The following is a 25,712-nucleotide window of genomic DNA, read 5'->3' on the forward strand; positions in this document are numbered from 1 at the left end:
CCGGCACGCAGGGCGATCCGGCGCTCGCTCGCCCGCCCTTTCGCACCGCCGCCGACAGCCCCTTGCCTGATGAGCCGTCAGCCGCCAGCATGGCCCACGCGCCATAACTGACGCTGCGTCAGATGGAGGGGATTCCCGTGGTGGTCTACGGAATGCAGCTGCCGGTCCAGTCCCAGTCCGCGATCTACGCCGAAGCCTGGGAGGCGACGGCCGGCCCCGCCGACCTGCTCGCCGTCGCCCGCGCCGCCGACGCGCACGGCTTCGACTACGTCGCCTGCTGCGACCACGTCGCCATCCCGCGCCGGCTCGCCGCCGGGATGAGCACCGTCTGGTACGACCCGGTCGCCACGCTCTCCTTCCTCGCCGCCGCCACCGAGCGGGTCCGGCTGCTCTCGCACGTCGCCGTCGTCGGGCTCCGGCATCCGCTGGTCTCCGCCAAGGCGTACGCGACCGTCGACCACCTCTCCGGCGGCCGGCTGGTCCTCGGGGTGGGCGCCGGGCACGTGCAGGAGGAGTTCGAGGCGGTCGGGGCGGACTTCGCGGGCCGGGGCGGGGTCCTCGACGAGACGATCGACGCGCTGCGGGCGGCGCTCGGCCCGGAGGAGTACCCGGAGCACCTGGGGGAGCGGTTCGCCTTCAAGGACCTCGGGCAGCGGCCCCGGCCCGCGCAGGAGCGGGTCCCGGTCTGGGTGGGCGGCTCCTCCCCGGCGGCCGTGCGGCGGGCCGCGCTCAGGGGGGACGGCTGGCTGCCGCAGGGCGACCCCCGGGAGGTGCTGGCCCGCCGGATCGAGCGGATCCGGCGGCTGCGCGAGGAGGCCGGGCTCACCGGGCCCTTCGTCTTCGGCGCGATCGCCGAGCCGCTGTACGTGGGCGCCCCCGGCTGGGAGGTCGGGCGGCGCACGCTGGCCGGCCCGCCGGAGGAGCTGGCGGCCTCGCTCCGGGAGTACGGGGCGATGGGCGTCGGCCAGATCCAGGTGCGGTTCCGCAGCCGGAGCCGTACCGAACTCATCGACCAGATGGCGGCCTTCGCGTCGGAGGTCGCCCCGCAGCTGTAGGGAGTGTGGGCATGGGCAAGCTGGACGGGCGGGTCGCGATCGTCACGGGGGCGGCGCGCGGGCAGGGCGAGCGGGAGGCGCGGCTCTTCGCCGCCGAGGGGGCCAGGGTCGTCCTCGCGGACGTGCTGGACGGCCCCGGGGAGGCCCTGGCCAAGGAGCTGGGGGAGGACCGGGCCGTCTACGTGCACCTGGACGTGACCCGCGAGGAGGAGTGGACGGCCGCGGTGGCCGCCGCCAAGGAGCGGTTCGGGAAGATCGACGCGCTGGTGAACAACGCCGGCATCCTCCGCTTCAACGCGCTGCTCTCCACGCCGCTGGAGGAGTTCCAGGCGATCGTCGCGGTCAACCAGACCGGCTGCTTCCTGGGCATCAGGGCGGTCGCCCCGGAGATCGCGGCGGCCGGCGGCGGCACGATCGTCAACACCGCCTCGTACACCGGCGTGACCGGGATGGCCGGGGTCGGCGCCTACGCGGCCTCCAAGCACGCGGTGGTCGGCCTGACCCGGGTGGCGGCGCTGGAGCTGGCGGCGCAGGGGATCCGGGTGAACGCGGTCTGCCCGGGAGCGATCGACACCCCGATGAGCAACCCGGAGGGGGTGGACCCGGCGGCCACCGCCGAGCTGTACCGCTCGCTCGTGCCGCTCGGCCGGATCGGCCGCCCGGAGGAGGTGGCGGCCCTCGCCCTCTTCCTGACCTCGGAGGACTCCTCGTACGTGACGGGCCAGCCCTTCGTCGTCGACGGCGGCTGGCTGGCCGGCGTCTCCCTCTTCTGACCGCCCCCACAAACCGATCTGACGAGTCGTCAGGTATTGACACGGCGCAGTGCATCCAAGAATCTGACGACACGTCAGAAACTCACGAGGACGGTGACTTCCGTGGAATTCGGGATCTTCGTACAGGGATACGTCGGCAAGCGCGCCGAGACCGATCCCGAAGCCGAGCACAAGGCCCTCATGGAGGAGACCGAGTACGTCATCCAGGCGGACAAGTCCAACTTCAAGTACGCCTGGGCCTCCGAGCACCACTTCCTGGAGGAGTACTCGCACCTCTCGGCCAACGACGTCTACCTGGGCTACCTCGCCCACGCCACCGAGCGCATCCACCTCGGCTCCGGCATCTTCAACCCGCTCGCCCCGGTCAACCACCCGGTCAAGGTCGCCGAGAAGGTCGCGATGCTCGACCACCTCTCCGAAGGCCGCTTCGAGTTCGGCTCCGGCCGCGGCGCCGGCAGCCACGAGATCCTCGGCTTCTTCCCGGGCATCACCGACATGAACCACACCAAGGAACTCTGGGAAGAGACCATCGCCGAGTTCCCCAAGATGTGGCTCCAGGACGAGTACGCCGGCTTCCAGGGCAAACACTGGTCCCTCCCGCCCCGCAAGATCCTCCCCAAGCCGTACGGCGCCTCCCACCCCGCCATGTGGTACGCCGCCGGCTCCCCCTCCTCGTACGCCATGGCCGGGAAGATGGGCCTCGGCGTCCTCGGCTTCAGCGTCCAGAAGGTCTCCGACATGGAGTGGGTCGTCGAGTCCTACAAGAACGCGATCAAGGAGGCCAAGGCCGTCGGCGACTTCGTCAACGACAACGTCATGGTCACCTCCACCGCGATCTGCGCCGAGACCCACGACAAGGCCGTCGAGATCGCCGTCGGCGGCGGGCTCAACTACCTCCAGTCGCTCCTCTTCCGCTACCACGACACCTTCCCGCGCCCCGAGGGCATCCCCGAGTGGCCCGAGCTGCTCCCCGAGTACTCCGCCGAGATCATCGAACTCCTCATCGCCGAGGAACTGATGATCTGCGGCGACCCCTCCGAGGTCCTCGCCCAGTGCCGCCGCTGGGAGCAGGCCGGCGCCGACCAGCTCTCCTTCGGCCTCCCGATCGGGATCTCCTACGAGGACACGATGAACTCGATCAAGCTGATCGGCGAACACGTGATCCCCGAGATCGACACCGACCCGATCCACCGCACCACCCGCTTCCGCCAGTCCTCGAGCGCGTAGCGCCCCCGGCGCGGCGGCCCGCGTCCCGGTCCCGCCCGCCCCGCGGGGCGGCGGGGGGGGCGGCGCCGCCGGGGGCCCGGGGGGGGGGGGGCGGGGCGGCGGGGCGGCGGCCGCCGCGCGCGGGCACACGAGACGCGCCCACCCCCACCACCGCCGTGTGGGCAGGCGTTCCGCAGGGGCGATGGGGGTCCCCCCTGCTCGAGCGAAGCCGAGAGCTTGGGGGAGGGTGGGCACACGGAACGGCGCCCTCAGCGGCGCCTCCGCGTTCCGCGCCTGGACCCGCACCACGAGTGCGGCGCCGTCCCGGTGCGGGTCCAGGCCCGGAAGCCTCTGGCGCCGGCAGGGCGCCGTCCCGTTGTGCCCACCCGTTCCGCCCCGCGGAACGCCTGCCCACAACGGACCGAAACGCGGGGCGGTGTCTTCCCGGACCGCCGCCCCGTACCCGCCCCGGCCGGCGGCCGTTCCGCGGCGGCCCCGGCCGGGGCACACGCGTGGCCCCGTACAGGCACGCACGGGCACGCACAGGCACGCACAGGCACGTACAGAAAGGGATCGCCATGCTCGACCACCTCATCAAGGGCGCCACCGTCGTGGACGGCACCGGCGCCCCCGCCCGCGTAGCCGACGTCGGCATCCGCGACGGCCGGATCACCCTCCCCCCACCCGGCGCCACCGCCCGCACCACCGAGGACGCCACCGGACTCGTCCTCGCCCCCGGCTTCGTCGACCCGCACACCCACTACGACGCCCAGCTCTTCTGGGACCCGTACGCCACCCCCTCCATGAACCACGGCGTCACCACCGTCGCCGGCGGCAACTGCGGCTTCACCCTCGCCCCGCTCCACCCCGACCGGCCCGAGGACGCCGACTACACCCGCCGCATGATGTCCAAGGTCGAGGGCATGGCCCTGGCCGCCCTCGAAGAGGGCGTCGACTGGAGCTGGTCCACCTTCGGCGAGTACCTCGACGCCCTGGAGGGGCGGATCGCCGTCAACGCCGGCTTCATGGTCGGCCACTGCGCCCTGCGCCGGTACGTCATGGGCGAGGACGCCGTCGGCGGCACGCCCACCCCCGAACAGCTCGCGGCCATGACCGCCCTCCTCAAGGAGGCCATGGAGGCCGGCGCCTGGGGCCTGTCCACCACCCAGTCCGCCACCCACTCCGACGGCGACGGCGCCCCCGTCGCCTCCCGGCACGCCACCCCCGCCGAACTCATCGCCCTCTCCACGGCCGTCGGCGAACACGAGGGCACCCAGATCGAGGCCATCCTCGCGGGCTGCCTCGACCAGTTCTCCGACGCCGAGATCGACCTCTTCGTCGAGATGTCCGCCGCCGCCGGACGCCCCCTCAACTGGAACGTCCTCACCATCGACGCCGCCGTCCCCGAACGCGTCCCCCGCCAGCTCACCGCCTCCGAACGCGCCCGCAAGTCCGGCGGCCGGATCGTCGCCCTCACCATGCCGATCCTCACCCCCATGAACATGTCCCTCGGCACCTTCTGCGCCCTCAACCTCATCCCCGGCTGGGGCGAGATCCTGGGCCTCCCCGTCCCCGAGCGGATCGAGCGGCTGCGCGACCCGGACGTCCGCGCCGAGATGCTGCGCCGCGCCGACTCCAAGGAGGCCGGCGTCTTCCGCCGCCTCGCGCACTTCGGCCGGTACGTCGTCGGCGACACGTACAGCCGCGAGAACGAGGGCCTGACCGGCCGGGTCGTCGGGGAGATCGCCGCCGAACGCGGCCAGGACCCCTTCCAGTGCCTCGTCGAGATCTGCGCCAACGACGACCTGCGGACCGTCCTGTGGCCGATGCCCACCGACAACGACCCCGCCTCCTGGGCGCTGCGCGCCGAGACCTGGCAGCACGAGGACGTCCTGCTCGGCGGCTCCGACGCCGGCGCCCACCTGGACCGCATGTGCGGAGCCCCGTACACCACCCGCTTCCTCGGCGACTGCCTGCGCGGCCGGAGGCTGGTGCCGCTGGAGCAGGCCGTGCGGATGCTCAGCGACGACCCGGCCCGGCTCTTCGGGCTCCGCGAGCGCGGCCGGATCGCCGAGGGCTTCCACGCCGACCTGGTCCTCTTCGACCCCGAGCGGATCGACGCGGGACCCGCCACCCTCGTCCACGACCTGCCCGGCGACAGCCCCCGCCTGGACTCGCGGGCGGTCGGCATCGTCTCCGTCCGCGTCAACGGCGTGGAGACGGTCAGGGACGACGAGGTCACCGGAGCCGTCCCCGGGCGCGTGCTGCGCTCGGGCCGCGACACGAGGACGGTGAGCACCCGATGAGCGGCATCACCGAGCGGCTGTACATAGGAGGGGAGTGGACCGAGCCCGACGGCGGGCACTACGAGGTGGTCGACCCGGCCACCGAGGAGGTCGTCGGGCTCGCCCCGGAGGCGTCCAGGGCCCAGGTGTACGAGGCGGCCGCCGCCGCCCGCGACGCCTTCGCGTCCTGGTCCCGGACGAAGCCCGAGGAGCGGGCCGCGCTCCTCGACCGGGCCGCCGCGATCATGGCCCGCGACGCCGACGCGCACACCGCCCTCGCCCGCGCCGAGACCGGCGCCACCACCGGCACCGCCCGCGGCATGCAGGTGGCCGTCGGCTCCTCCCGCTTCCGGCGGTACGCCAGGGGCGCCCTGGAGCCGGTCGAACAGCCCCTCCCGCCGCAGGTCAACGAGGCGGGCCCGATGGGGAAGGCGGGCGTCTTCGGTGCCGTCGCGGTCCGGCGCCCGGTCGGCGTCGTCACCTGCGTCACCTCGTACAACAACCCCTGGGCCAACCCGGCCGGCAAGATCGCGCCCGCGCTCGCCATGGGCAACACCGTCCTGGTGAAGCCGGCCCCGCAGGACCCGCTGTCGGTCTTCGCCATGGTCCGCGCCCTGGAGGAGGCCGGAGTCCCGCCCGGCGTGGTCAACCTGGTCACCGGCTCGGCGCCCGCCGTCGGCGAGGCGGCCGTCGACTCCCCGGACGTCGACATGGTCTCCTTCACCGGCTCCACGGCCGTCGGCCAGGCCATCGGAGAGGTCTGCGGCCGGGGCATGAAGCGGCAGCTCATGGAGCTGGGCGGCAAGGGCGCCGCGCTCGTGTTCGACGACGCCGACCTCGACTCGGCCGTCCTGGGCATCGGCACGACCTTCTCCTTCTACAGCGGCCAGATCTGCACCGCGCCGACCCGGGTGCTCGCCCAGCGCGGGATCTACGAGCGGCTCGTGGAGAAGCTCACCGGCTACCTCGCCTTCATGACGGTGGGGGACCCGGCCGCGCCGGGCACGGTCGTCGGTCCGGTGATCTCGGCCGCCCACCGCGACCGGGTGGAGTCCTACGTCGAGCTGGGGCGGAAGGAGGGCGCCAGGGTCGTCGCCGGCGGCGAGCGCCCCGACCTCGACCGCGGCTTCTACGTGGCCCCGACGCTCCTCGCCGACTGCACCCCCGAGATGCGGGTGGTGCGGGAGGAGATTTTCGGCCCGGTCGTCGTGGTCGTCCCCTTCGACGACGAGGAGGAGGGCGTCGCGCTGGCCAACGACAGCGACTACGGCCTGCTCGACTACGTCTGGTCCGGGGACGTCGCCCGCGCCTTCCGGATCGCCGCCCGGCTGCGGGCCGGCGGGGTCGGGATCAACACCGTCGGCCGGAACATGGAGGCCCCCTTCGGCGGCTTCAAGAAGAGCGGGGTGGGCCGGGACGTCGGTTCCTACGCCCTCCACGCCTACAGCGAGCTCCAGGCGGTGGTCTGGCCCGGCTGACCGCCCGGTACAAAAGGCCGGAGCCCAGTCCTCCCAAGGGTTCCGGCCCTCTCGGCGGCGCCCGGGAAAATTCCTCGGGAAAATTTCGAAACGGACATTTCGCCCCTTGCTGCGGTTCCCGCATATCGGACACCCGCCGCCCGACCTACCAGTTGGTCGGTACGGCAGGGTGGTCGATCTTTCAATCATTGGCGAGCGGCCCGGTCTGGCCTCGCAATGCAAGGCGTTGATCGATCACCTGAGCGGAGTTCGCCCCTCCGGATAAGGAAACCGCAGCACTTAACGTCCTGTTCATGACTCAGGTGGAAGCGCGGCCCCAGGCCGGAGACACGGTAAGGGGCGCCACCGCCCCCGGCGACACCCCCGGTGTGCGCAAGAAGGGCCTGGGCGGCAACTCCGTCGGCCTCTTCGGCAACGCGATCATCGGCATCTCCACCGTCGCCCCGGTGTACTGCCTGACCTCCACCCTCGGCTCCACCGCCGGCGAGGTCGGCCTCCAGATGCCCGCCGTCTTCCTCGCGGGCTTCCTCCCGATGCTCCTCGTCGCCTTCGCGTACCGGGAGCTCAACCGGGCCATGCCCGACTGCGGCACCTCCTTCACCTGGACCGTGAAGGCGTTCGGCCCCAAGATCGGCTGGATGTGCGGCTGGGGCCTGGTGATCGCCACGATCATCGTGCTCTCCAACCTCGCCGGCGTCGCCACCTCCTACTTCTGGCTCCTCGCGGGCGAGATCACCGGCAGCGAGTCCATCGCCGCCCTCGACGGCAACAAGGCCGTCCACATCCTCACCTGCCTCGCCCTCATCGCCACCGCCACCGCGATCAGCTACCGCGGCATGACGGCCACCAAGGGCGTCCAGTACGCGCTCGTCGGGCTCCAGCTCGTCGTCCTCGCCGTCTTCGTCGCCCTGGCCCTCTCCAAGGCCGGCTCCTTCGAGACCTCGGTCGACTTCTCCTGGTCCTGGATGAACCCCTTCGCGGTCCAGTCCTTCGCCGCCTTCACCGCCGGCCTCTCCCTCTCGATCTTCATGTACTGGGGCTGGGACGCCTGCATGGCGACCAACGAGGAGACCACCGGCAGCGACAAGACCCCCGGCCGCGCCGCGCTCATCGCGATGGTCGTCCTCGTCGGCTCCTACCTCGCCACCGGCATCGCCGCGCAGATGGCCGTCGGCTCCGGCGACCAGGGCCTCGGCCTCGCCAACCCGGAGACCTCCGACAACGTCTTCGCCGCCCTCGCGGGACCGGTCATGGGCCCCGTCCTCGGCGTCTTCCTCTTCGTCGCCGTCCTGGCCTCCGCCGCCGCGAGCCTCCAGACCACCTTCATCCCGGTCGCCCGCACGGTCCTCGCCATGTCCACGTACGAGGCGCTGCCGAAGTCCTTCACCAAGGTCCACCCGGTCTTCAAGACCCCCGGCAAGGCCACCGTCGTCGCGGGCGTCGCCACCGGCGCCTTCTACACGGTGATGACCCTGGTCAGCGAGCACGTCCTGGTCGACACCATCTACGCGCTCGGCCTCATGATCTGCTTCTACTACGGCATCACGGCCTTCGCCTGCGTCTGGTACTTCCGCGCCGAGCTCTTCCGCTCCTTCCGCGACTTCGCCTTCAAGGGCCTCATGCCGGCCCTCGGCGGCGTCATGCTCACCGCGGTCTTCGGCAAGACCCTCTACGACATGTGGGACCCGGCCTACGGCTCCGGCTCCGCCGTCTTCGGCGTCGGCTCCGTCTTCGTCATCGCCGTCGGCCTCCTCCTCCTCGGCGCCGTCATCATGCTCGTCATGCAGCGCCGCAGCCCCGCCTTCTTCCGAGGCGAGATCCTCACGAAGGAAACCCCCTCCCTGGTGGTCACCGACTGACCGCCTCCGCACACACCTGAGTCACCCAGAACGCGAAAGCGGCGGGCCCGTGGGGGGTCCCGCCGCTTTCGTTCGCCCGGGCTACTTCTGCCCGGGCAGCAGCTTGCTCACCGCCTGGTTGGCGGGCGGCAGGTCGGCCGCCTGCGGCGGGAGCGGCTTCGGGTTCAGGACGCCGCTGAGGGGGACGACCGACGGCAGGTTCAGGCCGCTCGTGTCGGCGGCGGCGGAGCCTGCGGAGGCGAGGCCGCCGGTGGCGGCGAAGGCGGTCAGGGCGGCTGCGGTGAGGAGCTTCTTCATGCCCGCTCCAACGGGGGTCGGCGGGGAGCGGTTACGGACCGCTGCCTACCATCGCGCCATGCGTGTGACGAGGGACTGGTCGCTGCGGCCCGGCCGGGCGGAGGACGTCGAGGCGGTCGCGGAGCTGCGCGCCTTCGTCATGCGCCCCGACCTGGAACGGCTCGGCCGGTACGACCCGCACCGGGTCCGGCAGCGGCTGCGCGACGGTTTCTCGCCCGCGTACACCTCGATCGTCGAGACCCGCGACGGGGCGCTCGCCGGCTGCGTCACCCTCCGCCCGGACAGCGGCGGAGACGGCCTCCACCTGGAGCACTTCTACCTCGCCCCGGACCTCCAGGGCGGGGGCCTCGGCACGGCCGTCCTCGCCCGGCTGCTGGCCCGCGCCGACGCGGCCGACGCCGTCGTACGCCTCGCCGTCCTCCGGGGCAGCGCGGCCCGCCGGCTCTACGAACGGGCCGGGTTCACCGTGGAGGCGGAGGACGGGGTGGACGTGTTCATGGTCAGGAGGCCGGCGCCCGCCACCTGACGAGCCGGTGATGTCACGGGCCTCGGAATCCGTGGCCGTAGCCCCTACCGTGCCGTCATGCGGATCTCGACCACGATCTTCCTGACCGACGAGACCATCTCGCCCGTGCGGCTCGCCCGCGAGCTGGAGGCGCGCGGCTTCGCCGGGCTCTATCTGCCCGAGCACACCCACATCCCCGTCTCCCGGGAGACCCCCTACCCGGCCGGCGGCGAGCTGCCGCGCGAGTACGCGCGCACCCTCGACCCCTTCGTCGCGCTCGCCCAGGCCGCCGCCGTCACCGAACGGCTCGCGCTCGGCACCGGCATCACGCTGCTCGCGCAGCACGACCCGATCGCGCTCGCCAAGCAGATCGCCACCCTCGACCACCTCTCCGGCGGCCGGTTCACCCTCGGCCTCGGCTACGGCTGGAACCGCGAGGAGGCCGCCGACCACGGCGTCGCCTGGGCCGGCCGCCGGGAGCTCGTCCGCGACCGGCTGGCCCTCATGCGGGCCCTGTGGGCGCCGGAACCGACCGCGTACGAGGGCGATTCCGGGTTCTCGGTGCGTGCCTCCGAGGTCTGGCCGAAGCCGGTCGGCGGCGCCCCGCGGATCCTGCTGGGCGGCGCCGCGGGACCCAAGCTCTTCGCCGCGATCGCCGGACAGACGGACGGCTGGATGCCGATCGGCGGGCGCGGCCTCACGGAGTCCCTGCCCCCGCTGCGTGCCGCGTGGGAGGAGGCGGGCCGCGATCCCAAGGCCCTCCAGGTCGTCCCGTACGCCGTCCTCCCCACCCCGGGCAAGCTCGCCCACTACGCCGAACTCGGCTGCGAGGAGACCGTCCTCCAGCTCCCGTCCGCCGGCGAGTCCGAGGTGCTGCGGGTCCTGGACGCCTACGCGGAGCACCTGGGGTGACGGGCCCGTGACCAGGTACGGGGACCCGTCTCCGCGGCGCGGGCCGCGCTCGTATGCTCGGGGGATGACGGACCAGCGGGTGGGCGACCGGGAGCAGGGGCAGGGCGACGGGCAGAGCGGTGCGGCCCCGACCAGGAACGCGATGCGGCGGGCGCTGCGGCGGGCCAGGGACGGGGTCGCGCTCGACGTCGGCGAGGCGGCGGTGCTGCTGCGGGCGCGCGGGGAGGACCTGGCGGAGCTCGTGGCGGTCGCCGGGCGGGTGCGGGACGCCGGGCTTGAGGCGGCCGGGCGGCCCGGGGTGATCACGTACTCGAAGAGCGTGTTCATACCGCTGACGCGCCTGTGCCGGGACAAGTGCCACTACTGCACCTTCGTGACCGTGCCCGGCAAGCTGCGGCGCGAGGGCCACGGCATGTTCCTGTCGCCGGACGAGGTGCTGGACATCGCGCGCAAGGGCGCCGCGCTGGGCTGCAAGGAAGCCCTCATCACCCTCGGCGACAAGCCGGAGGACCGGTGGCCCGAGGCCCGCGAGTGGCTGGACGCGCACGGGTACGACGACACGCTCGCGTACGTGCGGGCCATGTCGGTGCGGATCCTGGAGGAGACCGGGCTGCTGCCGCACCTCAACCCGGGCGTGCTGTCCTGGACGGACTTCCAGCGGCTGAAGCCGGTGGCGCCGTCGATGGGCATGATGCTGGAGACCACCGCCACCCGTCTCTGGTCCGAGCCCGGCGGCCCGCACTTCGGCTCGCCGGACAAGGAACCGGCCGTGCGGCTGCGGGTCCTGGAGGACGCGGGCCGCTCCTCCGTGCCCTTCACCTCGGGGCTGCTCCTCGGCATCGGGGAGACGTACGAGGAGCGGGCGGAGTCGCTGTTCGCGCTGCGCCGCGTCGCGCGGGCGTACCACGGCATCCAGGAACTGATCATCCAGAACTTCCGGGCGAAGCCGGACACGGCGATGCGCTCGATGCCGGACGCCGAACTCGACGACCTGGTGGCGGCGGTCGCCGTCGCGCGCCTCATCATGGGTCCGTCCGCGTGCCTGCAGGCGCCGCCGAACCTGGTGGACGCGGAGTACGAGCGGCTGATCGCGGCCGGTATCGACGACTGGGGCGGTGTCTCGCCCCTCACCATCGACCACGTCAACCCCGAGCGGCCGTGGCCGCGGATCGACGAGCTCGCGGAGCGTTCCGCGGCGGCCGGCTTCGAGCTGCGTGAACGGCTGTGTGTCTACCCGGAGTTCGTCCGCCGGGGCGAGCCGTGGCTGGACCCGCGGATCGTGCCGCACGTCCGCGCGCTCGCCGACCCGGAGACCGGCCTCGCGAACCCGGACGCGGTGGTCCGCGGTCTGCCGTGGCAGGAGCCGGACGAGGCGTTCGCGTCCACCGGCCGCACGGACCTCCACACGGCCATCGACACCGAGGGCCGCACCGGCGACCGGCGGGCCGACTTCGACGAGGTGTACGGCGACTGGGAGGCGCTGCGGGAGGCCGCCGCGCCCGGCATGGTCCCGGAGCGGATCGACGCCGACGTCCGCGAGGCCCTCCGGGTCGCCGCCGACGACCCGACGCGGCTCACCGACCCGCAGGCGCTCGCCCTGCTGCACGCGGAAGGGCCGGCGCTGGACGCGCTGTGCGCGGTCGCGGACGACGTGCGGAAGTCGGTCTCCGGCGACGAGGTGACGTACGTCGTCACCCGGAACATCAACTTCACCAACGTCTGCTACACCGGCTGCCGTTTCTGCGCCTTCGCCCAGCGCCGTACCGACGCCGACGCGTACACCCTCTCCCTGGACCAGGTCGCCGACCGGGCCCAGCAGGCGTGGGAGGTCGGCGCGGTCGAGGTCTGCATGCAGGGCGGCATCCACCCGGACCTGCCCGGCACCGCGTACTTCGACATCGCGCGGGCCGTGAAGGCGCGCGTCCCCGGGATGCACGTGCACGCCTTCTCCCCGATGGAGGTCGTCAACGGCGCCACCCGCACGGGGCTCTCGATCCGCGAGTGGCTGACGGCGGCGAAGGAGGCGGGGCTCGACTCGATCCCCGGCACCGCCGCCGAGATCCTCGACGACGAGGTCCGCTGGGTGCTGACGAAGGGCAAGCTGCCCACCGCCACCTGGATCGAGGTGATCACCACCGCGCACGAGCTGGGCCTGCGCTCGTCGTCGACGATGATGTACGGGCACGTGGACCAGCCGCGGCACTGGCTGGGCCACTTCCGCACGCTGGCCTCGATCCAGCGGCGGACCGGCGGTTTCACGGAGTTCGTGACGCTGCCCTTCATCCACACCAACGCGCCGGTGTACCTCGCGGGCATCGCGCGACCCGGCCCGACGGTCCGCGACAACCGCGCGGTGACGGCGATGGCCCGGCTCCTCCTGCACCCGTACATCCCCAACATCCAGACCAGCTGGGTGAAGCTGGGCGCGGAGGGCGCGGCGGAGATGCTGCGCTCGGGCGCGAACGACCTCGGCGGGACGCTGATGGAGGAGACCATCTCGCGGATGGCGGGGTCGAGTTACGGCTCGTACCGCTCGATCCGTGATCTGGAGGCGATCGCCGAGGCGGCGGGCCGTCCGTCCCGCCCCCGGACGACCCTCTACGGGGAGGTGTCCGCGGAGCGGCAGGCCGCGGCCCGGGCCTCGGACGGGCACCTGCCGGAGCTGCTGCCGGTGGTCGAGGGCTGAGCCCGGTCAGCCCACCAGCAGTTCGCGCTTGAGGGACTTCAGTTCGCGCGGGGTGAGGTCGACGCCGTCGCGCAGGTAGGCGCGGAAGGAGCCGAAGTCCCGCTCGACCTGGTCGAAGGAGGCGTTGAGGTAGGCGGGCCGCACGTCGAGGAGCGGCTTGTAGACGGCGGCCTGCGCGGGCGGGAGGTGGGAGAGGACGGCCTCGTTGGCGGCGGCCCGGTAGGTGTTGCTGGCGAGGTAGTCGGCCATGACCGTCTCCTCGGGGACGCCGAGGGCGGTGAGGAGCGCGGCCTCGGCCCAGCCGGTGCGGTCCTTGCCGGCGGTGCAGTGGAAGAGGACGCCGTCCCCTTCGGCCAGTTCGTCGAGGACGGTGGCGTACGCGGCCTTCGCGGTGTCCCCGCTCACCATGAAGCGGTTGCCCTCGATCATCATGGCCTCGGCCTCGGCCGGGGTCCCGGGCATGGCGGTGAAGGTGCCGCTGCCGGCCAGGACGTCGGCGACGACGTGCCGGGCGCCGGCGGGGACGCGGTCGGGGGCGGCGGCCCGCTCGGACTCCATGCGCAGGTCGAGGACGGTGCGGACGCCGAGGCGGCGCAGCTTCGCGAGGTCGGCGTCGGTGAGCTTGTCGAGGGCGTCGGAGCGGTAGACCTCGCCCATCCGGACCCACTGTCCGTCGCGGGTGCGGTAGCCGCCGGCGTCGCGGAGGTTGGCGGTGCCCTGGAGCCGTATCAGCCGGTCGGCGAGGCGGAGCGGCGTCCCGCGGTCGGGCACGAGGTCGAACCAGTGCCGGTCGGCCGCCGCGCGGGTGGGGACGGTGACCGTGCCGGTGGCGCCGCCGCGCGCGACGGTGCGGCCCTCGGAGCGGATGGTGACGGTACGGGTGCCGGGCGCGGTCCACGTGATCGTGGAGGTGCCGTCGGCGTGGTCGGTGACGGTCGCGGCGGTGAAGGGCACGCGGTGCCGGTCGTGCCCGCGGTCGTGTCCGGGCGCGTGCGCGGAGGCGGCCGGGGTGGCGAGGCCGAGGAGGAGGGCGGCGGCGAGCGCGGCGGAGGAGTACTTGACTCGTGTCACGGGGGTCATGCGGCGGATGGTTCTGTCCCACCGCGAACCTCGGGTGAACTGTGGTCAAAAGCGGCCTGAAGGGCGTCCGATCACATAAGGTTCCGCCCCCCGAACGAACACACCCGGTCGATTACAGTGCTGCGGAGACCGGTGAGAGAACGGGACCTCGGACGGGGGAGGGCGCGTCGTGACCACCACTGCCGCGGCCGTGTGGGGCCGCACCGAACAGCAGGACTTCCGCTCGCGCGTGCGCGGCTGTCTGCTCGGCGCCGCCGTCGGCGACGCGTTCGGCGCGGGCGCGCACGAGCGGACGCTGAAGGAGCTCCGTACGGCGCACGGCGAGGCGGGCCTCACCGAACCCCCGGACGGCGTCCTGCCCGTCACCGCCGCCACCCAGATGAGCCTCTTCACCGTCGACGGCCTCATCCGCGCGCACGTCCGCCGCGACAGCGGCGTCTGGCACCCGCCCACCGAGGTGCACCGCGCCCAGCTCCGCTGGGCCGCCACCCAGCGCGACTGGGGCCCCGACGAGCGGCGCCACGACAACGGCTGGCTCGGCCGCGAGGAGTGGCTGTACGCCCGCCGCCGGCCGCCCCGCGCCTGCCTCACGGGCCTCGGCGACGAGCGCCTCGGCACCCTGGACCGGCCCAAGAACCCGGACGCCGCCGACTCCGGCGCGCTCGTCCGCTCCGCCCCCTTCGGCCTGCTCGTCGGCTGGGAGCCGGCGCTCGTCTGCCAGCTGGCCGTCGAGTGCGCCGCCCAGACGCACGGCGCCCCGTCCGCCACGCTCGCGGCGGGCGCGCTCGCCGTCACCGTCCACGGGGTCGCCCGCGGCGCCTCCGTCGAGGCCGCCGCCGGTACGGCTCTGGGCCTGCTGGCCGCCCGTCCCGGCCACGAGCCGGTGACGGAGGCCGTCACCCGTGCCCTCGCGGCCGTCCGGGAGGGCGTCCCCGACGCGGACCGCGTCACGGCCCTCGGCGCCGCCGAGGACCGCGCGGAGGGCCAGCTGGCCGCCGCCCTCTACTGCGCCCTCGTCGGCGAGGACGTCCGCCACGGGCTGCGCCTCGCCGCCAACCACGACGGCCCCTCCGCCGTCACCGCCGCCGCCACCGGCGCGCTCCTCGGCGCCCAGCACGGCGAGACGGCCCTCCCGCCGGCGTGGCTGGCGGCGCTCGAAGGCCGTGGCACGGTCCTCGAACTCTCCGACGACTTCGCCCTCGAACTCACCCAGGCGGCCACCCTCCACACCCCCACCTGGCACACCCGCTACCCGACCCCCTGACGTCCCCGCCGTTCCGCGGCGTCGCGCCCCCGTCACCGCATCAGCTCGCCCGCGTTGACCAGCAGCGACTGGCCCGTGATCGCTCGCGCGCGCGGTGACGCGAGGAAGGCGACCGCGTCGGCGACGTCCCCGTCCGTCGCCAGGTCCGGCAGGGCCATCCGCGAGGTGAGCCGCGCGAGCACGACCTCCTCGTCCACCCCCTCCGCCTGCGCCGTGAAGCGGACGAACGCCTCGACCGGCGGCCCCCACATCCACCCCGGCAGCACCGTGTTGACCCGGATCCGCTCGGGCCCCAGCTCCCGCGCCAGCGAGTACATCGCGGAGGTCAGCGCCCCCTTGGACGCGGCGTACGCCGCCTGCTGCACCTGTGTCGGCGCGGCGACGGCCGACTGCGTGCCGATGAAGACGACGGAGCCGCCGCCCCCGGCGCGCAACGCCGGCAGGCACGCCCGGGTCATCCGCAGCGTGCCGAGCAGGTTGACGTCCAGGACCCCCTGCCACGTGGCGAAGTCCGCGTCGGCGAGCCCGCCGAAGTACGAGTCCCAGGCCGCGACCTGCACGACCGCGTCGATCCCGCCGAACCGCTCGACGGCGAGCGCGGCCAGCGCCGCGCACTGCGCCTCGTCCGTGATGTCCGTCGCGAGGTGCGCGGTGCGCCCGCCCGCCGGGTCGATCGCCGCCGCGGTCTTCACGAGGTTCGCCCCGGTGCGGGCGCCGAGGACCGCGTTGCCCCCGTCGCGCACCACCGCCTCCGCGACCCGGTGGCCGAGTCCGGTCCCGACGCCCGACACGACGACCGTCTTCCCCTGGAGCAGCATCCGGGTGCCTCCCGCCTCTGGTCACTCATCTGACGGTCCGTCAGAGTAGGTGCCCCGAGCCGCACAGGGAAGGGAGACGGCGATGAGCGACGCCGAACAGTACGGGGAGTTGGCCGCCACCGGCCCGTACGGGATCCGACCCGGACACGCCCTGATCACCATGGTGGAGCCGCACCCGGGCCACGAGTACGCGTACAACCGCTGGTACGAGGACGACCACTACTACGCCGGCGCGATGGCGATGCCCTGGATGTTCGCGGGCCGCCGCTGGGTCGCCACTCGTGACCTCCAGGAGCTGCGGACGCCCGAGAAGTCCGCCGTCGCGCAGCCGGTGACCGCCGGCTGCTACCTCTCCACGTACTGGATCACCGAAGGCCGCTACGACGAGCACATGAAGTGGACCGTCGCCATCAACAAGCGGCTCAACCGCGACGCCCGCGTCTACCACGACCGCACCCACGTCTTCACGTCCTTCCAGGACCACGAGACGACCGTGTACCGGGACGGGGCGGCCGGCCCGCGCGACTTCCACGCCCTCGACCACCCCTACGCGGGCCTGGTCCTCCAGGTCGTGGACTGCGCGGGCCCGGAGGAGCGCGCCGCCCTCCTGGAACGGCTCGCCGCCCGCGAGCTCCCGCGCCGGCTCGCCGGCTCCCCGGCGGCGATGGTGACCGTCTTCCGGCCGACCCCGCTGCCCGGCGACCGCATGACGTACGTGAAGCAGGTGGAGGGCGTCGACACCCGGCTCACCCTGCTCTGGTTCCTGGAGCGGGACCCGCGCGACTGCTGGGCCGCGCACTTCGCGGACCTGGACGGTCTCGCGGGCGACGCGGGGCGGGTGGAGCTGGTGGCGCCGTTCGTCCCGACGGTCCCGGGGACGGACCTGTACGTGGACCGGCTGAGGTGACGGACTCCCCGGGGCGGCCCGGGGGCCCGTTCGTACCCCGGACATGAGCGAGCCCTCTCGGCCAGGACGGCGGACCGGACGAGAGGGCGGCGCTACGGGTGGTGCGTGTGGTGCGGGTGCTGCGCGTGGTACGGGTGCTGCGTGTGCTGCTGCGCTGCTGCGAGGCTCAGAGGGCCCCGTTGCTCACCTGGCCGACGAAGGCGTTCCACGAGCCCGGTCCGAAGGCGAGCGACGGGCCCTCGGGGGCCTTGGAGTCGCGGACCGCGATGGCGGCGACGACCGGGGACTTCACCTCGACGCAGGCGCCGTTGCCGCCCGAGTAGGAGGACTTGGTCCAGTTGTCGGTGGCACCCTGGATGATGGCCATGATGTGCTCAGCTCCGGTTCTGCCCACAGGGGCGTGAGAGTCGGTGCCGGCGTGATCTCCACCGGCCTGATCGACGCTACTCGCCGGTCCCGAGCGGCGGGACCGGCGTTCACACGACCGGGTGGCATATTCCAACCGAGCTTCCGCCGGGCCGAGTCGGGGGTGTACGGTGTCCGCCCCCGCGCGGTGCGGGCCTGTCTGACCCGCCCGGGACGACCGAGCTGACCTAACCGCCCGAGCTGCCCGGGCTGACCGAACCGCCCCAAGTGCCGGGACCGTCAGCCCTGGGCGTACGTCTTCGCGATGTCGGCCACGAACTCCCGCGTCTGCTCCACGCCCAGTGCCTGCGCCCGCAGGTGCTCGTACATGTAGCTGTACTTCGACACGTCCGGCCCCTTCTCCAGGTACAGGTCGCTCGTCACGCCCTCGATGTAGACGACGCTGGAGTCGGAGGCGTCCGGGAACTCCAGGATCGAGTACTGGCCGCTGATGCCCGGGTGGGCGCCCGTGTCGAAGGGCAGGACCTGCACGGTGACGTGCGGCAGGTGCGACTGCTCCACCAGGTGCTCCAGCTGCTCGACCATCACCTGCCGGTTGCCGACGACCCGGCGCAGCGCGGCCTCGTCGATGACCGCCCACAGGCGCAGCGGGCGCTCGTCGTCGCGGATCCGTTCCTGGCGGCGGGTGCGGACGGTGGCCCGCTTCTCGATGTCGGCCGGCGTCGACTCGGGGAGCGCGCCGGAGATGACGGCGGTGGCGTACGCGCGGGTCTGGAGCAGACCGGGGATGATCTGCGGCTCGTAGACGCGCAGGCTCTGCGCGTCGGTCTCCAGGCCGATGTAGACGCTGTACGGGATGTCGCCGAAGGCGTGCCACCAGCCCTGCTGCCGCGAGTCCTTGGCCATCTGCATGAGGGAGTTGACCATGGCCTCGTCGTCGACCTCGTACACCCCGCACAGGTCGCGCACATCGCGCTGGCTGATGGAGCGGCGGCCGTTCTCGAGGCGGCTGATCTTGGACTGGGAGACGAGGAGGCGCTCGGCGACCTGCTCGGCCGTCATGCCCTTGCCCTCGCGGAGCTTGCGCAGCTCCTGGCCCAATCGGCGTCGCCTGACGGTGGGGTTGACACTGGACGCCACGGAAACTGCACCTCCGGCTGCTGTCTGCGATGGGTAGCTGTGAGTATCTACTGCTTGGCAGACTGCCACCAAAGGTGCGGCGTGCGCTGGGAAAACGCGACAACGCCCGTGCGGGCGCGCGAATGTGGTGCGCTTGTACCGCCCATGCCCGGGTGCCCGCAGGGTGTGGGGTGCCGGGCGCCGGGTGTGGGGCTTCGGGTGTGCCGGTGTGCCGTGGGTGTGCGGGACGCGCGGTGGCGCCCCGCACACCCACGAGCGGCTCCCGGATCGGTACGTGGGTGCGCGTGGTGCGGTCGTACGGGCCCGTCATGCGGGTCGTACGGGGTCGCACGGCCCGTCATGCGGGTCGTACGGGGGTCGTGCGGGTGGTGCGTGTGCGGTCGCGCGGCCGTCTCAGTGGGCGGCGGCGCGGGCCATGTTGCCGCGCGGCTGGGCGGGAACGCCCGGACCGCTCCGGCGCGGCTGTGCCGCCGCGCCGTTCTGGACGTCCATCACGGCGTGCGCCACGAGACCGCCCATGGGGTCGTGCCGGATCAGGTCGCGCAGCCGGGACCGCGACGACCGTCCTTCGTTGCCTGGGTACAGGTGCTTGCCGAGACCGACCGCGTGGGCCAGCGCGGCGAGCGCCGCGGTCCGCGGGTCCGGCGGTACGCCGGTGCGGATCGCACTGTCCAGCCGGGCCCTGATCTCCCGGCTGATCGCCGTGTCCGTCGCCTGGTAGCGAGTCGTCGGCAGCACCCCGCACATCTGGCCCTCCACGGCATGCACCATGCCGCATCGCTCCAGATGCGAGAGATATGTCTGACGGAGCCCCAGTCGGGGTCCGCCTATCCAGTGGACGGCCCGGACCGGACTGCCGCGCCTGCGCAGCAGTTCCAGTGCGGAGTCCAGAGTCGGATCTCCGGTCGGCCGTGGCATCACCACGGCGATACGATCCCCGTCAGGGGCTATCCGTCCTGCCAGAGCCAGCTCCACTAGCTGTGCTCCGGCAAGGCCCAGATCGAGCGACTGCGGCTGCGCTGTGGTACCCGTGGCCGGGTCCAGAGCGAGCAGCAGAAGCTCCTCCGGAATGGTTCTGCGGCTCCTGCCCATCCATGCCTCCCCGCGTGGATGAATGACAGGGTGACCCCTCTCACATTCATCTGTCGAGAGTGCCTGGGTGGTTCGTCCGGGAACCAGTAGGTATGTCGTTCTCGTCTAGCACGGGAGCCAAGGGGTTCACACAGGACACTGGTAGACGGTTCGGACTTACGTATGACGCATGGAGGAGGCACGGTGGCGGGCGAGTCCCCCGACAGGGCGGAGCAGCAGGGGTCGTCGGAGGGGAAGACGGCGGCGGCGCCGACGGTTGCATCCCCGGACTCCCCGGCGGCCGCGGTGTCCGCGCCGGATCGGGTGGACCAGCCGACGGCGGTCTTCAAGACCCTGGCGCCGCGCACCCCGGAGGACGACGCGGCGAAGCCCGCGGCGGCGTCCGGCGGGACGACCGGGAAGACGCCCGGGGCGGAACGTTCGTCCGCGCCGGCCGAGCGGGCCGAGCCGGAGGGCGACCGCCTGAAGCAGGCCGTGGCGGCGTGGGTCGCGACGGCGGCGGCGGACGAGACGGACGACACGGACAAGACGGGCGAGACGGGTAAGACGGGCGAGACGGACGCCGAGGAGCCTGAGGCTTCCGAGGTGTCTGCGGCGGCTGAGACGGCTCAGGCGTCTGTAGTGCCTGAGGAGGCCGAGGCGCCCACGGCGCCCACGGCGCCCACGGCACCCACGGCGCCCACGGAGCCCGCCGAGGGCACCCAGGCCGCCGAGGACGCCGACGAGGCGGTCGAGGAGGCCACCGAGGCGGTCGAGGAGGCTGCGGAGGCCGCGGAGGCCCCCAAGGCCCAGGACCCGTCCTGGTTCGCCGCCAAGAAGCCGGCGGAGCCGGAGGCCGCCACGTCCAAGCCGGAGCCGAAGGCCGACGAGCCCGCCTCCGCCCCCGACTCGGCCTCCGCCCCCGCCTCCGACTCGGTCTCCGCCCCCGACTCCGCCCCCGAGCCGAAGGCCACCGCGCCCAAGCCCCGGGCCGAAGAGCCGGTCGACCAGCCCACCACCATGTTCCGGGCCGTCCGGCCGCCGGCCGCGCCCGCCGTGGACCAGCCGACGACCGCGCTCAAGCTGCCCGTCGACCCGACCGACCGGGCCCGCCCCGGAGGCTCCGAGGGCCCCGACTCCGACAGCGAGCGGACGAGCACCTTCGTACCGCTGCGCCCGGACATCCCGGCCGACCGGAAGCCGACCGGTACCGACGCCCCCAAGGCCGCCCCGGCCACGCCCCCGGCGAAGGCGACCACCCCCGGCACCGCATCCGGCACCACCCCCGGCACCGCGTCCGCCCCCGTCACCGCCCCCACGCCCGCCCCCCTCCCCGCGCTCGGGGAGCCGGAGCGGACGCGGCAGCAGCCGCTCCCGCCGCTGCCCCCGCTCGACCTGCTGGCCGAGCTGACGAACACCCCGCCCCCGCCGCCGAACGCCTGGCGCACGACCATGCGCCGGATCCGGATCTGGACCCCGCTGGTCCTGCTCCTCCTGATCGTCTTTGCGATCGTGCAGATGGTGCGCCCGCTGCCGGCGCCCGCCCTGAAGCTCTCCGGCTCCCCGGCGTACACCTTCGAGGGCGGCGCGCTCCAGATGCCGTGGCCCGGCGACGGCCAGGGCGCGGTGGAGGTCGAGGGCGTCGGCTCCATCGGCACGTACGGGGCGCAGAAGCAGGCCCCGATCGCGTCCGTGACGAAGACGATGACCGCGTACGTGATCCTCCGCGACCACCCCATCAAGGGGAAGCAGCGGGGCCCCGAGATCACCATCGACAAGAAGGCCGCCGACCAGGCCAAGGCCCCCCACGAGTCGACGGCGCCCGTGAAGGAGGGCCAGGTCTACACGGAGAAGGAGCTCCTTCAGCTCCTGATGATCCCGTCGGCCAACAACGTGGCCCGGCTGCTCGCGCGCTGGGACGCCGGTTCGGAGCAGGCGTTCGTCGACAAGATGAACGCGGCGGCCAAGGACCTGGGCATGACCCAGACCCGGTACACCGACCCGTCCGGTCTGCTCGACTCGACCGTCTCGACCCCGAAGGACCAGCTGAAGCTGGCGAAGGCGGTCATGCAGTACGACGTCTTCCGCGAGATCGTGGACATGCCGAACGCGACCATCGAGGGCGTCGGCTACATCGAGAACAACAACAGCCGGCTCCTGCTCAAGCCGGGTGTGAGCGGCATCAAGACCGGCTCCTCCACCCCCGCCGGCGGCAACCTGCTCTGGTCGGCCAACACGGTCGTCGACGGCGAGACCCGCCGTGTCCTGGGCATCGTGATGGGCGCCCAGAACGCCGAGACGCTCAACAAGAAGCTGGAGCTGTCGCTGGACTACAGCTACGAGCTGATCAAGAAGGCGCAGGACGCCGTGACCTCCGCCGCCGTGGTGAAGAAGGGCCAGGTCGTCGGCTACGTCGACGACGGTCTCGGCGGGCAGACCCCGGTCGTGGCGACGAAGGAGCTCAAGGCGGTCGGCTGGCCGGGCCTCAAGGTCAAGCTGGCGCTGACCGACGGCGGCAAGGCCGTCCCGCACTCCGGCAAGGCCGGGGACATCGTCGGCACCGTCTCGGTCGGCGAGGGCGCCGGAAAGGTCAGCGCCCCCGTGGCGCTCGAGTCCGACCTGGTGGAACCCGGCTTCGACAAGAAGCTGACGCGCGTCGGCTGACCCGATCGGCCCCGCCACAGAGGGCGCCCCGGACGTCCGGGGCGCCCTGCTGTTAGCGTCTTCGGGGGACGAGACGCGACACGCGGAGCCGCGCGGACGCGAGACGGGCAGAGGGAAGCAGCACGGGAAAGGGCCGCAGTGACCACCGCCGAGCCGACACGCGCGGGCCGCAGCACGGCCGACGCGCCCCTTCCCGAACCGAGTCCCCCCGCCGAACCCCCCACCTCCGGTTCACCTTCGCGAATAGTGCTTCCGAACCAGCGCTCCGCCACCGAGCGGACCACGCCGCCGCCCCCGGCCCCGCCCTCGCCCGCACCCCCGGCGCGACGGCGCAAGCGCCGCTACCCCGTCATGGTGGCGACGGGCGTCGCCGCGCTCCTCCACATCGTGTGGTTCTTCTACTTCGCGAACAGCGGGGGCGACCTCGCGGCCCAGGACGCCTGGGCCGAGTTCGTGGGGCGGCACCCGGACTCCGCGTACAACCTGGCCTGGTACGGGGGCATGCACCCGGTCTCGTACAGCGTGGTCTCGCCGTACGTGATGTCGCTGCTCGGCGTCCGCTCGACGATGATGATCGCGGGGACGCTCTCCGCCGCCCTGACCGCGCTGATCCTCGTGCGGGTGCCGGCCGTCCGCAACCCCATGGCGTGCTCCCTCGCGGGCGTCTTCGCCTTCCTCTGCAACGCGCTGTCGGGCCGGGTGACCTTCGGGCTCGGCATGATGTTCGCGGTCGGCGCGGTCGCCGCCGTCTTCTGCTGGCCGCACCGCTGGCGCCGCAAGCGCTGGGCGAAGGCCGCCGTGGCGGCGCCGCTCGCCGGGCTCGCGACGGCGTGCAGTCCGGTCGCCGGGCTGTTCCTCGGTGTGGTCGCGGCGGCGCTCTTCCTGAACAAGCGGCGCCCGGGGGCGTACGCGATCGGCCTCGCCCCGGTCGTGGTGGTCGCGCTCTCCTCCTGGCTCTTCCCCTTCTCCGGCACGCAGCCGATGGCCTTCGGCTCGACGGCGCTGCCGCTGCTCTTCGGGTGCCTCGTCCTCTTCCTCGTACCGAAGGACTGGCGGACGGTCCGCACCGCCGCCGCCTGCTACACCGTCGGCACCTTCCTGACCTGGCTGATCGACTCGCAGATCGGCTCCAACATCTCGCGGCTCCCGATGCTCTTCGCGGGCGTGGCGCTGCTCGCCGCCCTGCCGTACACGCGCCCGCGCTCGCGCCGCTGGTACGCGCTGGTCGTCGCCTTCCTCGGGCTGAACTTCTGGATCGGCTTCAAGGGCGTCGACGACGTGATCCGCACCCGCCCCGACGCCTCCTGGGCGTTCGAGGTGGCGCCGCTGATCAACCAGCTCCAGGTGCGGGAGGCGCGGAAGGCGCGGGTCGAGGTCGTCCCGGCGTCCAGTCACCGCGAGTCCTCGGCGCTCAGCCCGTACATCAACCTGGCGCGCGGCTGGAACCGGCAGGCGGACATGGAGCGCAACCCGCTCTTCTACGACGACACCCTGAACGCCGTGAACTACCGCGAGTGGCTCCACCGCTGGTCGGTCCGGTACGTCGTCCTGCCGACCGGCGCCCCCGACTCGGGCGCGGAGCGGGAGGCGGAGCTCGTCGCCCAGGGCCTGCCCTATCTGAACCAGGTGTGGGCGGACGCGAACTGGCGGCTGTACGAGGTCGCCGACGCCACTCCGCTCGCCGACGCCCCCGCGGTGGTCGAGCGGGCCGCCGAGAACGAGGTCGTCCTCCACCTCGACCGTCCGGCCCGGGTCAAGATCCGCGTGCCGTACTCGCCGTGGCTGGCGCTGATGGACGAGAACGGCGGCAAGGTGGAGCCCCCGCAGGAGACGGAGGAGTCGAAGCTGGCGCGGGAGGAGTCGGAGACGGAGCTCCCGAAGGTCTTCGCCAACGAGAACGGCTGCCTGGTGAAGGCGGAGCCGGACGAGGAGGGCGACGAGTGGACCGAACTGATCGCCCCCAAGGCCGGTACGTACCGCCTGGCGGCCCCGTACAAGATCTTCCCGCGCGGCACGGCCTGCCCGCAGGAACTCCGCTGATCACCCATAAGGAGGGTGAACCGGCCCCGGGACTGCGGAGGTACGGCTCCGGGCCCTAGGGTCGACCCATGCGGCAGGAACCAATTGAATCGGGGTCGGCGGACGTGACGGACGCGGGAGACGTGGCGACGGACGTGAGGCCCGACCCTGCGGGCGAGGCCCCGGAGACCCCCCGCCCGCCGAAGCGCCGCCGCCTCTCGCCCTGGGCGGAGTACCCGCTCCTCGCCCTGGTCGCCCTGGGCCTGGCCTTCCTGATCAAGACCTTCCTGGTGCAGGCGTTCCTGATCCCCTCGGGCTCCATGCAGAACACCCTCCAGGAGGACGACCGGGTCCTGGTCGACAAGCTCACCCCCTGGTTCGGCTCGGAGTCCGACCGCGGCGAGGTCGTCGTCTTCCGCGACCCCGCCGACTGGCTGGCCGGCCACGAGATGAAGCCGCCCACCACCACCCAGAAGGTCCTCGGCTTCGTCGGCCTGATGCCCGCCGCCGGCGAGCAGCACCTGATCAAGCGCGTGATCGGCGTCGCCGGCGACACCGTCGAATGCCAGGGCACGGGCCCGGTCAAGCTCAACGGCCGCCCGCTGGACGAACCGTACGTCCACCCCGGCAACACGCCCTGCAGCAACGACGCCGGCGGCCAGTTCAAGATCACCGTCCCGGCCGGCCACCTCTGGGTCATGGGCGACCACCGCCAGCACTCCCAGGACTCCCGCTACCACCAGAACGACGGCCGCGGCGGCATGGTCCCCCTCACCGAGGTGGTCGGCCGAGCCATCGTCGTGGCCTGGCCCGTCCCCCACTGGTCGACCCTCCCGATCCCGGAAACCTTCACCCCCGAGAACTGACCACGATCCGCCCCCGAACAACCCGAAGGGCACCTGGTGACGTCACCAGGTGCCCTTCGGCTTGTGCCCCCGGCAGGATTCGAACCTGCGACACCCGCTTTAGGAGAGCGGGAGGGCGAGCCCCGGCCTGACCTGCACAGACGCCGCGGGAGCTGATCGCCACCCCAGTGCCCGAAAACGCCCATCGTTCCCCGTGGTTCCCCGCCCGATCTGGCACGGATGAGGCACGCCCTTCGCCGGCGTCTGTCAGTGCCTAGGGATAGCGTCAGCCTGCGCGCGGTCGGCTTCCGAGGTGTCCAGCTCTGTAGTGCAGCTGCATCCCTGGCTCTGTCCGGGGGCGGCCCGGTGCAAACCCGGGACCCAACCGACGGCCAGGCTCCGCCGATGGCCAAGAGTGCCCTGCCAGCGCCGGCCGAGCGCCCCACAACCGGCATTCATGCTGCGAGAAGCTGTCGGGCTCG

20 protein-coding genes are annotated in these 25,712 nt (G+C 72.9%); 14 read left to right on the forward strand and 6 right to left on the reverse strand.

Translation table 11 applies throughout. The features are described from left to right. Positions 1 to 137 precede the first annotated feature (137 nt). From ACIGHB_RS31995 to ACIGHB_RS32020, 6 genes are all read left to right on the forward strand, one after another. Positions 138 to 1,055, forward strand: a complete 918-nt coding sequence (locus ACIGHB_RS31995) for a TIGR03619 family F420-dependent LLM class oxidoreductase (protein WP_399918054.1) — start codon at positions 138 to 140, stop codon at positions 1,053 to 1,055. A gap of 11 nt (positions 1,056 to 1,066) precedes the next feature. Continuing rightward, the gene (locus tag ACIGHB_RS32000) at positions 1,067 to 1,828 is read left to right on the forward strand and encodes a glucose 1-dehydrogenase (RefSeq protein ID WP_360316700.1); all 762 of its coding nucleotides are present in this window, start codon (positions 1,067 to 1,069) and stop codon (positions 1,826 to 1,828) included. A 102-nt stretch (positions 1,829 to 1,930) separates the two neighbouring features. Further along, positions 1,931 to 3,055 (forward strand): LLM class flavin-dependent oxidoreductase, encoded by a 1,125-nt coding sequence (locus ACIGHB_RS32005; protein ID WP_399918011.1) that lies wholly within the window; start codon positions 1,931 to 1,933, stop codon positions 3,053 to 3,055. 557 nt (positions 3,056 to 3,612) lie between these two features. Beyond that, the gene (locus ACIGHB_RS32010; protein WP_399918013.1) at positions 3,613 to 5,340 is read left to right on the forward strand and encodes an amidohydrolase family protein; all 1,728 of its coding nucleotides are present in this window, start codon (positions 3,613 to 3,615) and stop codon (positions 5,338 to 5,340) included. Then, the gene (locus tag ACIGHB_RS32015) at positions 5,337 to 6,797 is read left to right on the forward strand and encodes an aldehyde dehydrogenase family protein (RefSeq protein ID WP_399918015.1); all 1,461 of its coding nucleotides are present in this window, start codon (positions 5,337 to 5,339) and stop codon (positions 6,795 to 6,797) included. Before ACIGHB_RS32010 ends, ACIGHB_RS32015 begins: the two co-directional genes overlap by 4 nt. Positions 6,798 to 7,090: 293 nt before the next feature. Next, the gene (locus ACIGHB_RS32020) at positions 7,091 to 8,656 is read left to right on the forward strand and encodes an amino acid permease (protein WP_391082190.1); all 1,566 of its coding nucleotides are present in this window, start codon (positions 7,091 to 7,093) and stop codon (positions 8,654 to 8,656) included. 81 nt (positions 8,657 to 8,737) lie between these two features. On the opposite strand, the gene ACIGHB_RS32025 is transcribed toward ACIGHB_RS32020, so the two are convergent. Further along, the gene (locus ACIGHB_RS32025) at positions 8,738 to 8,953 is read right to left on the reverse strand and encodes a hypothetical protein (RefSeq protein ID WP_360316688.1); all 216 of its coding nucleotides are present in this window, start codon (positions 8,951 to 8,953) and stop codon (positions 8,738 to 8,740) included. Positions 8,954 to 9,011: 58 nt separating this feature from the next. Between ACIGHB_RS32025 and ACIGHB_RS32030 the strand changes: the two genes are divergently transcribed. From ACIGHB_RS32030 to ACIGHB_RS32040, 3 genes are all read left to right on the forward strand, one after another. Beyond that, positions 9,012 to 9,479 carry a GNAT family N-acetyltransferase gene (locus tag ACIGHB_RS32030; RefSeq protein WP_399918018.1) on the forward strand — a complete coding sequence of 156 codons (468 nt, stop codon included), beginning with the start codon at positions 9,012 to 9,014 and terminating at the stop codon, positions 9,477 to 9,479. A gap of 57 nt (positions 9,480 to 9,536) precedes the next feature. Then, positions 9,537 to 10,370 carry an LLM class F420-dependent oxidoreductase gene (locus tag ACIGHB_RS32035; RefSeq protein WP_399918020.1) on the forward strand — a complete coding sequence of 278 codons (834 nt, stop codon included), beginning with the start codon at positions 9,537 to 9,539 and terminating at the stop codon, positions 10,368 to 10,370. 64 nt (positions 10,371 to 10,434) lie between these two features. Beyond that, positions 10,435 to 13,056, forward strand: a complete 2,622-nt coding sequence (locus ACIGHB_RS32040; RefSeq protein WP_360316682.1) for a bifunctional FO biosynthesis protein CofGH — start codon at positions 10,435 to 10,437, stop codon at positions 13,054 to 13,056. A gap of 6 nt (positions 13,057 to 13,062) precedes the next feature. On the opposite strand, the gene ACIGHB_RS32045 is transcribed toward ACIGHB_RS32040, so the two are convergent. Further along, complete coding sequence (locus ACIGHB_RS32045; protein ID WP_399918022.1) at positions 13,063 to 14,136, reverse strand: tyrosine-protein phosphatase; 1,074 nt, start codon at positions 14,134 to 14,136, stop codon at positions 13,063 to 13,065. A 169-nt stretch (positions 14,137 to 14,305) separates the two neighbouring features. Between ACIGHB_RS32045 and ACIGHB_RS32050 the strand changes: the two genes are divergently transcribed. After that, complete coding sequence (locus ACIGHB_RS32050; protein WP_399918024.1) at positions 14,306 to 15,400, forward strand: ADP-ribosylglycohydrolase family protein; 1,095 nt, start codon at positions 14,306 to 14,308, stop codon at positions 15,398 to 15,400. Positions 15,401 to 15,432: 32 nt separating this feature from the next. Here the strand turns inward: ACIGHB_RS32050 and ACIGHB_RS32055 are convergent, their stop codons facing one another. Beyond that, positions 15,433 to 16,218: an SDR family oxidoreductase gene (locus ACIGHB_RS32055; RefSeq protein ID WP_399918026.1), complete on the reverse strand. Its 786-nt coding sequence runs from the start codon at positions 16,216 to 16,218 to the stop codon at positions 15,433 to 15,435. Positions 16,219 to 16,300: 82 nt separating this feature from the next. Between ACIGHB_RS32055 and ACIGHB_RS32060 the strand changes: the two genes are divergently transcribed. Beyond that, positions 16,301 to 17,125, forward strand: coding sequence for a hypothetical protein (locus ACIGHB_RS32060; protein ID WP_360316671.1), 825 nt, complete (start codon positions 16,301 to 16,303; stop codon positions 17,123 to 17,125). Between the two features lie 166 nt (positions 17,126 to 17,291). Here ACIGHB_RS32060 and ACIGHB_RS32065 read toward each other — a convergent pair whose 3' ends face one another. The 3 genes from ACIGHB_RS32065 to ACIGHB_RS32075 form a co-directional block, all read right to left on the reverse strand. Continuing rightward, positions 17,292 to 17,492: a DUF397 domain-containing protein gene (locus ACIGHB_RS32065; protein ID WP_360316669.1), complete on the reverse strand. Its 201-nt coding sequence runs from the start codon at positions 17,490 to 17,492 to the stop codon at positions 17,292 to 17,294. Between the two features lie 278 nt (positions 17,493 to 17,770). Beyond that, complete coding sequence (locus ACIGHB_RS32070) at positions 17,771 to 18,631, reverse strand: helix-turn-helix transcriptional regulator (protein ID WP_360316667.1); 861 nt, start codon at positions 18,629 to 18,631, stop codon at positions 17,771 to 17,773. Positions 18,632 to 19,024: 393 nt separating this feature from the next. Next, positions 19,025 to 19,723, reverse strand: a complete 699-nt coding sequence (locus ACIGHB_RS32075; protein ID WP_360316665.1) for a GPP34 family phosphoprotein — start codon at positions 19,721 to 19,723, stop codon at positions 19,025 to 19,027. Positions 19,724 to 19,885: 162 nt separating this feature from the next. On the opposite strand from ACIGHB_RS32075, the gene ACIGHB_RS32080 reads away from it, so the two are divergent. The 3 genes from ACIGHB_RS32080 (at position 19,886) to lepB (ending at position 25,251) form a co-directional block, all read left to right on the forward strand. Continuing rightward, the gene (locus ACIGHB_RS32080; RefSeq protein ID WP_399918029.1) at positions 19,886 to 22,366 is read left to right on the forward strand and encodes a serine hydrolase; all 2,481 of its coding nucleotides are present in this window, start codon (positions 19,886 to 19,888) and stop codon (positions 22,364 to 22,366) included. A gap of 351 nt (positions 22,367 to 22,717) precedes the next feature. After that, the gene (locus ACIGHB_RS32085) at positions 22,718 to 24,406 is read left to right on the forward strand and encodes an MFS transporter (protein ID WP_399918056.1); all 1,689 of its coding nucleotides are present in this window, start codon (positions 22,718 to 22,720) and stop codon (positions 24,404 to 24,406) included. Positions 24,407 to 24,474: 68 nt separating this feature from the next. Next, entirely contained in the window at positions 24,475 to 25,251 is a 777-nt protein-coding gene (lepB, locus tag ACIGHB_RS32090; RefSeq protein WP_360316658.1) for a signal peptidase I, read from the forward strand. Positions 25,252 to 25,712: the final 461 nt, after the last annotated feature.

This window comes from Streptomyces sp. NPDC085460, from assembly GCF_044541975.1.
Taxonomy (GTDB): domain Bacteria; phylum Actinomycetota; class Actinomycetes; order Streptomycetales; family Streptomycetaceae; genus Streptomyces.

Bases quoted from the DNA above. Each gene is read 5' to 3' on its own strand.
- ACIGHB_RS32010 (WP_399918013.1), top strand. From the start codon at position 3,613: ATGCTCGACCACCTCATCAAGGGCGCCACCGTCGTGGACGGCACCGGC.
- ACIGHB_RS32035 (WP_399918020.1), top strand. From the start codon at position 9,537: ATGCGGATCTCGACCACGATCTTCCTGACCGACGAGACCATCTCGCCC.
- ACIGHB_RS32020 (WP_391082190.1), top strand. From the start codon at position 7,091: ATGACTCAGGTGGAAGCGCGGCCCCAGGCCGGAGACACGGTAAGGGGC.
- ACIGHB_RS32040 (WP_360316682.1), top strand. From the start codon at position 10,435: ATGACGGACCAGCGGGTGGGCGACCGGGAGCAGGGGCAGGGCGACGGG.
- ACIGHB_RS32065 (WP_360316669.1), bottom strand. From the start codon at position 17,492: ATGGCCATCATCCAGGGTGCCACCGACAACTGGACCAAGTCCTCCTAC.
- ACIGHB_RS32025 (WP_360316688.1), bottom strand. From the start codon at position 8,953: ATGAAGAAGCTCCTCACCGCAGCCGCCCTGACCGCCTTCGCCGCCACC.
- ACIGHB_RS32075 (WP_360316665.1), bottom strand. From the start codon at position 19,723: ATGGGCAGGAGCCGCAGAACCATTCCGGAGGAGCTTCTGCTGCTCGCT.
- ACIGHB_RS32045 (WP_399918022.1), bottom strand. From the start codon at position 14,136: ATGACCCCCGTGACACGAGTCAAGTACTCCTCCGCCGCGCTCGCCGCC.
- ACIGHB_RS32055 (WP_399918026.1), bottom strand. From the start codon at position 16,218: ATGCTGCTCCAGGGGAAGACGGTCGTCGTGTCGGGCGTCGGGACCGGA.
- lepB (WP_360316658.1), top strand. From the start codon at position 24,475: ATGCGGCAGGAACCAATTGAATCGGGGTCGGCGGACGTGACGGACGCG.
- ACIGHB_RS32085 (WP_399918056.1), top strand. From the start codon at position 22,718: ATGGTGGCGACGGGCGTCGCCGCGCTCCTCCACATCGTGTGGTTCTTC.
- ACIGHB_RS32060 (WP_360316671.1), top strand. From the start codon at position 16,301: ATGAGCGACGCCGAACAGTACGGGGAGTTGGCCGCCACCGGCCCGTAC.
- ACIGHB_RS32015 (WP_399918015.1), top strand. From the start codon at position 5,337: ATGAGCGGCATCACCGAGCGGCTGTACATAGGAGGGGAGTGGACCGAG.
- ACIGHB_RS32080 (WP_399918029.1), top strand. From the start codon at position 19,886: ATGACGCATGGAGGAGGCACGGTGGCGGGCGAGTCCCCCGACAGGGCG.
- ACIGHB_RS32000 (WP_360316700.1), top strand. From the start codon at position 1,067: ATGGGCAAGCTGGACGGGCGGGTCGCGATCGTCACGGGGGCGGCGCGC.
- ACIGHB_RS32030 (WP_399918018.1), top strand. From the start codon at position 9,012: ATGCGTGTGACGAGGGACTGGTCGCTGCGGCCCGGCCGGGCGGAGGAC.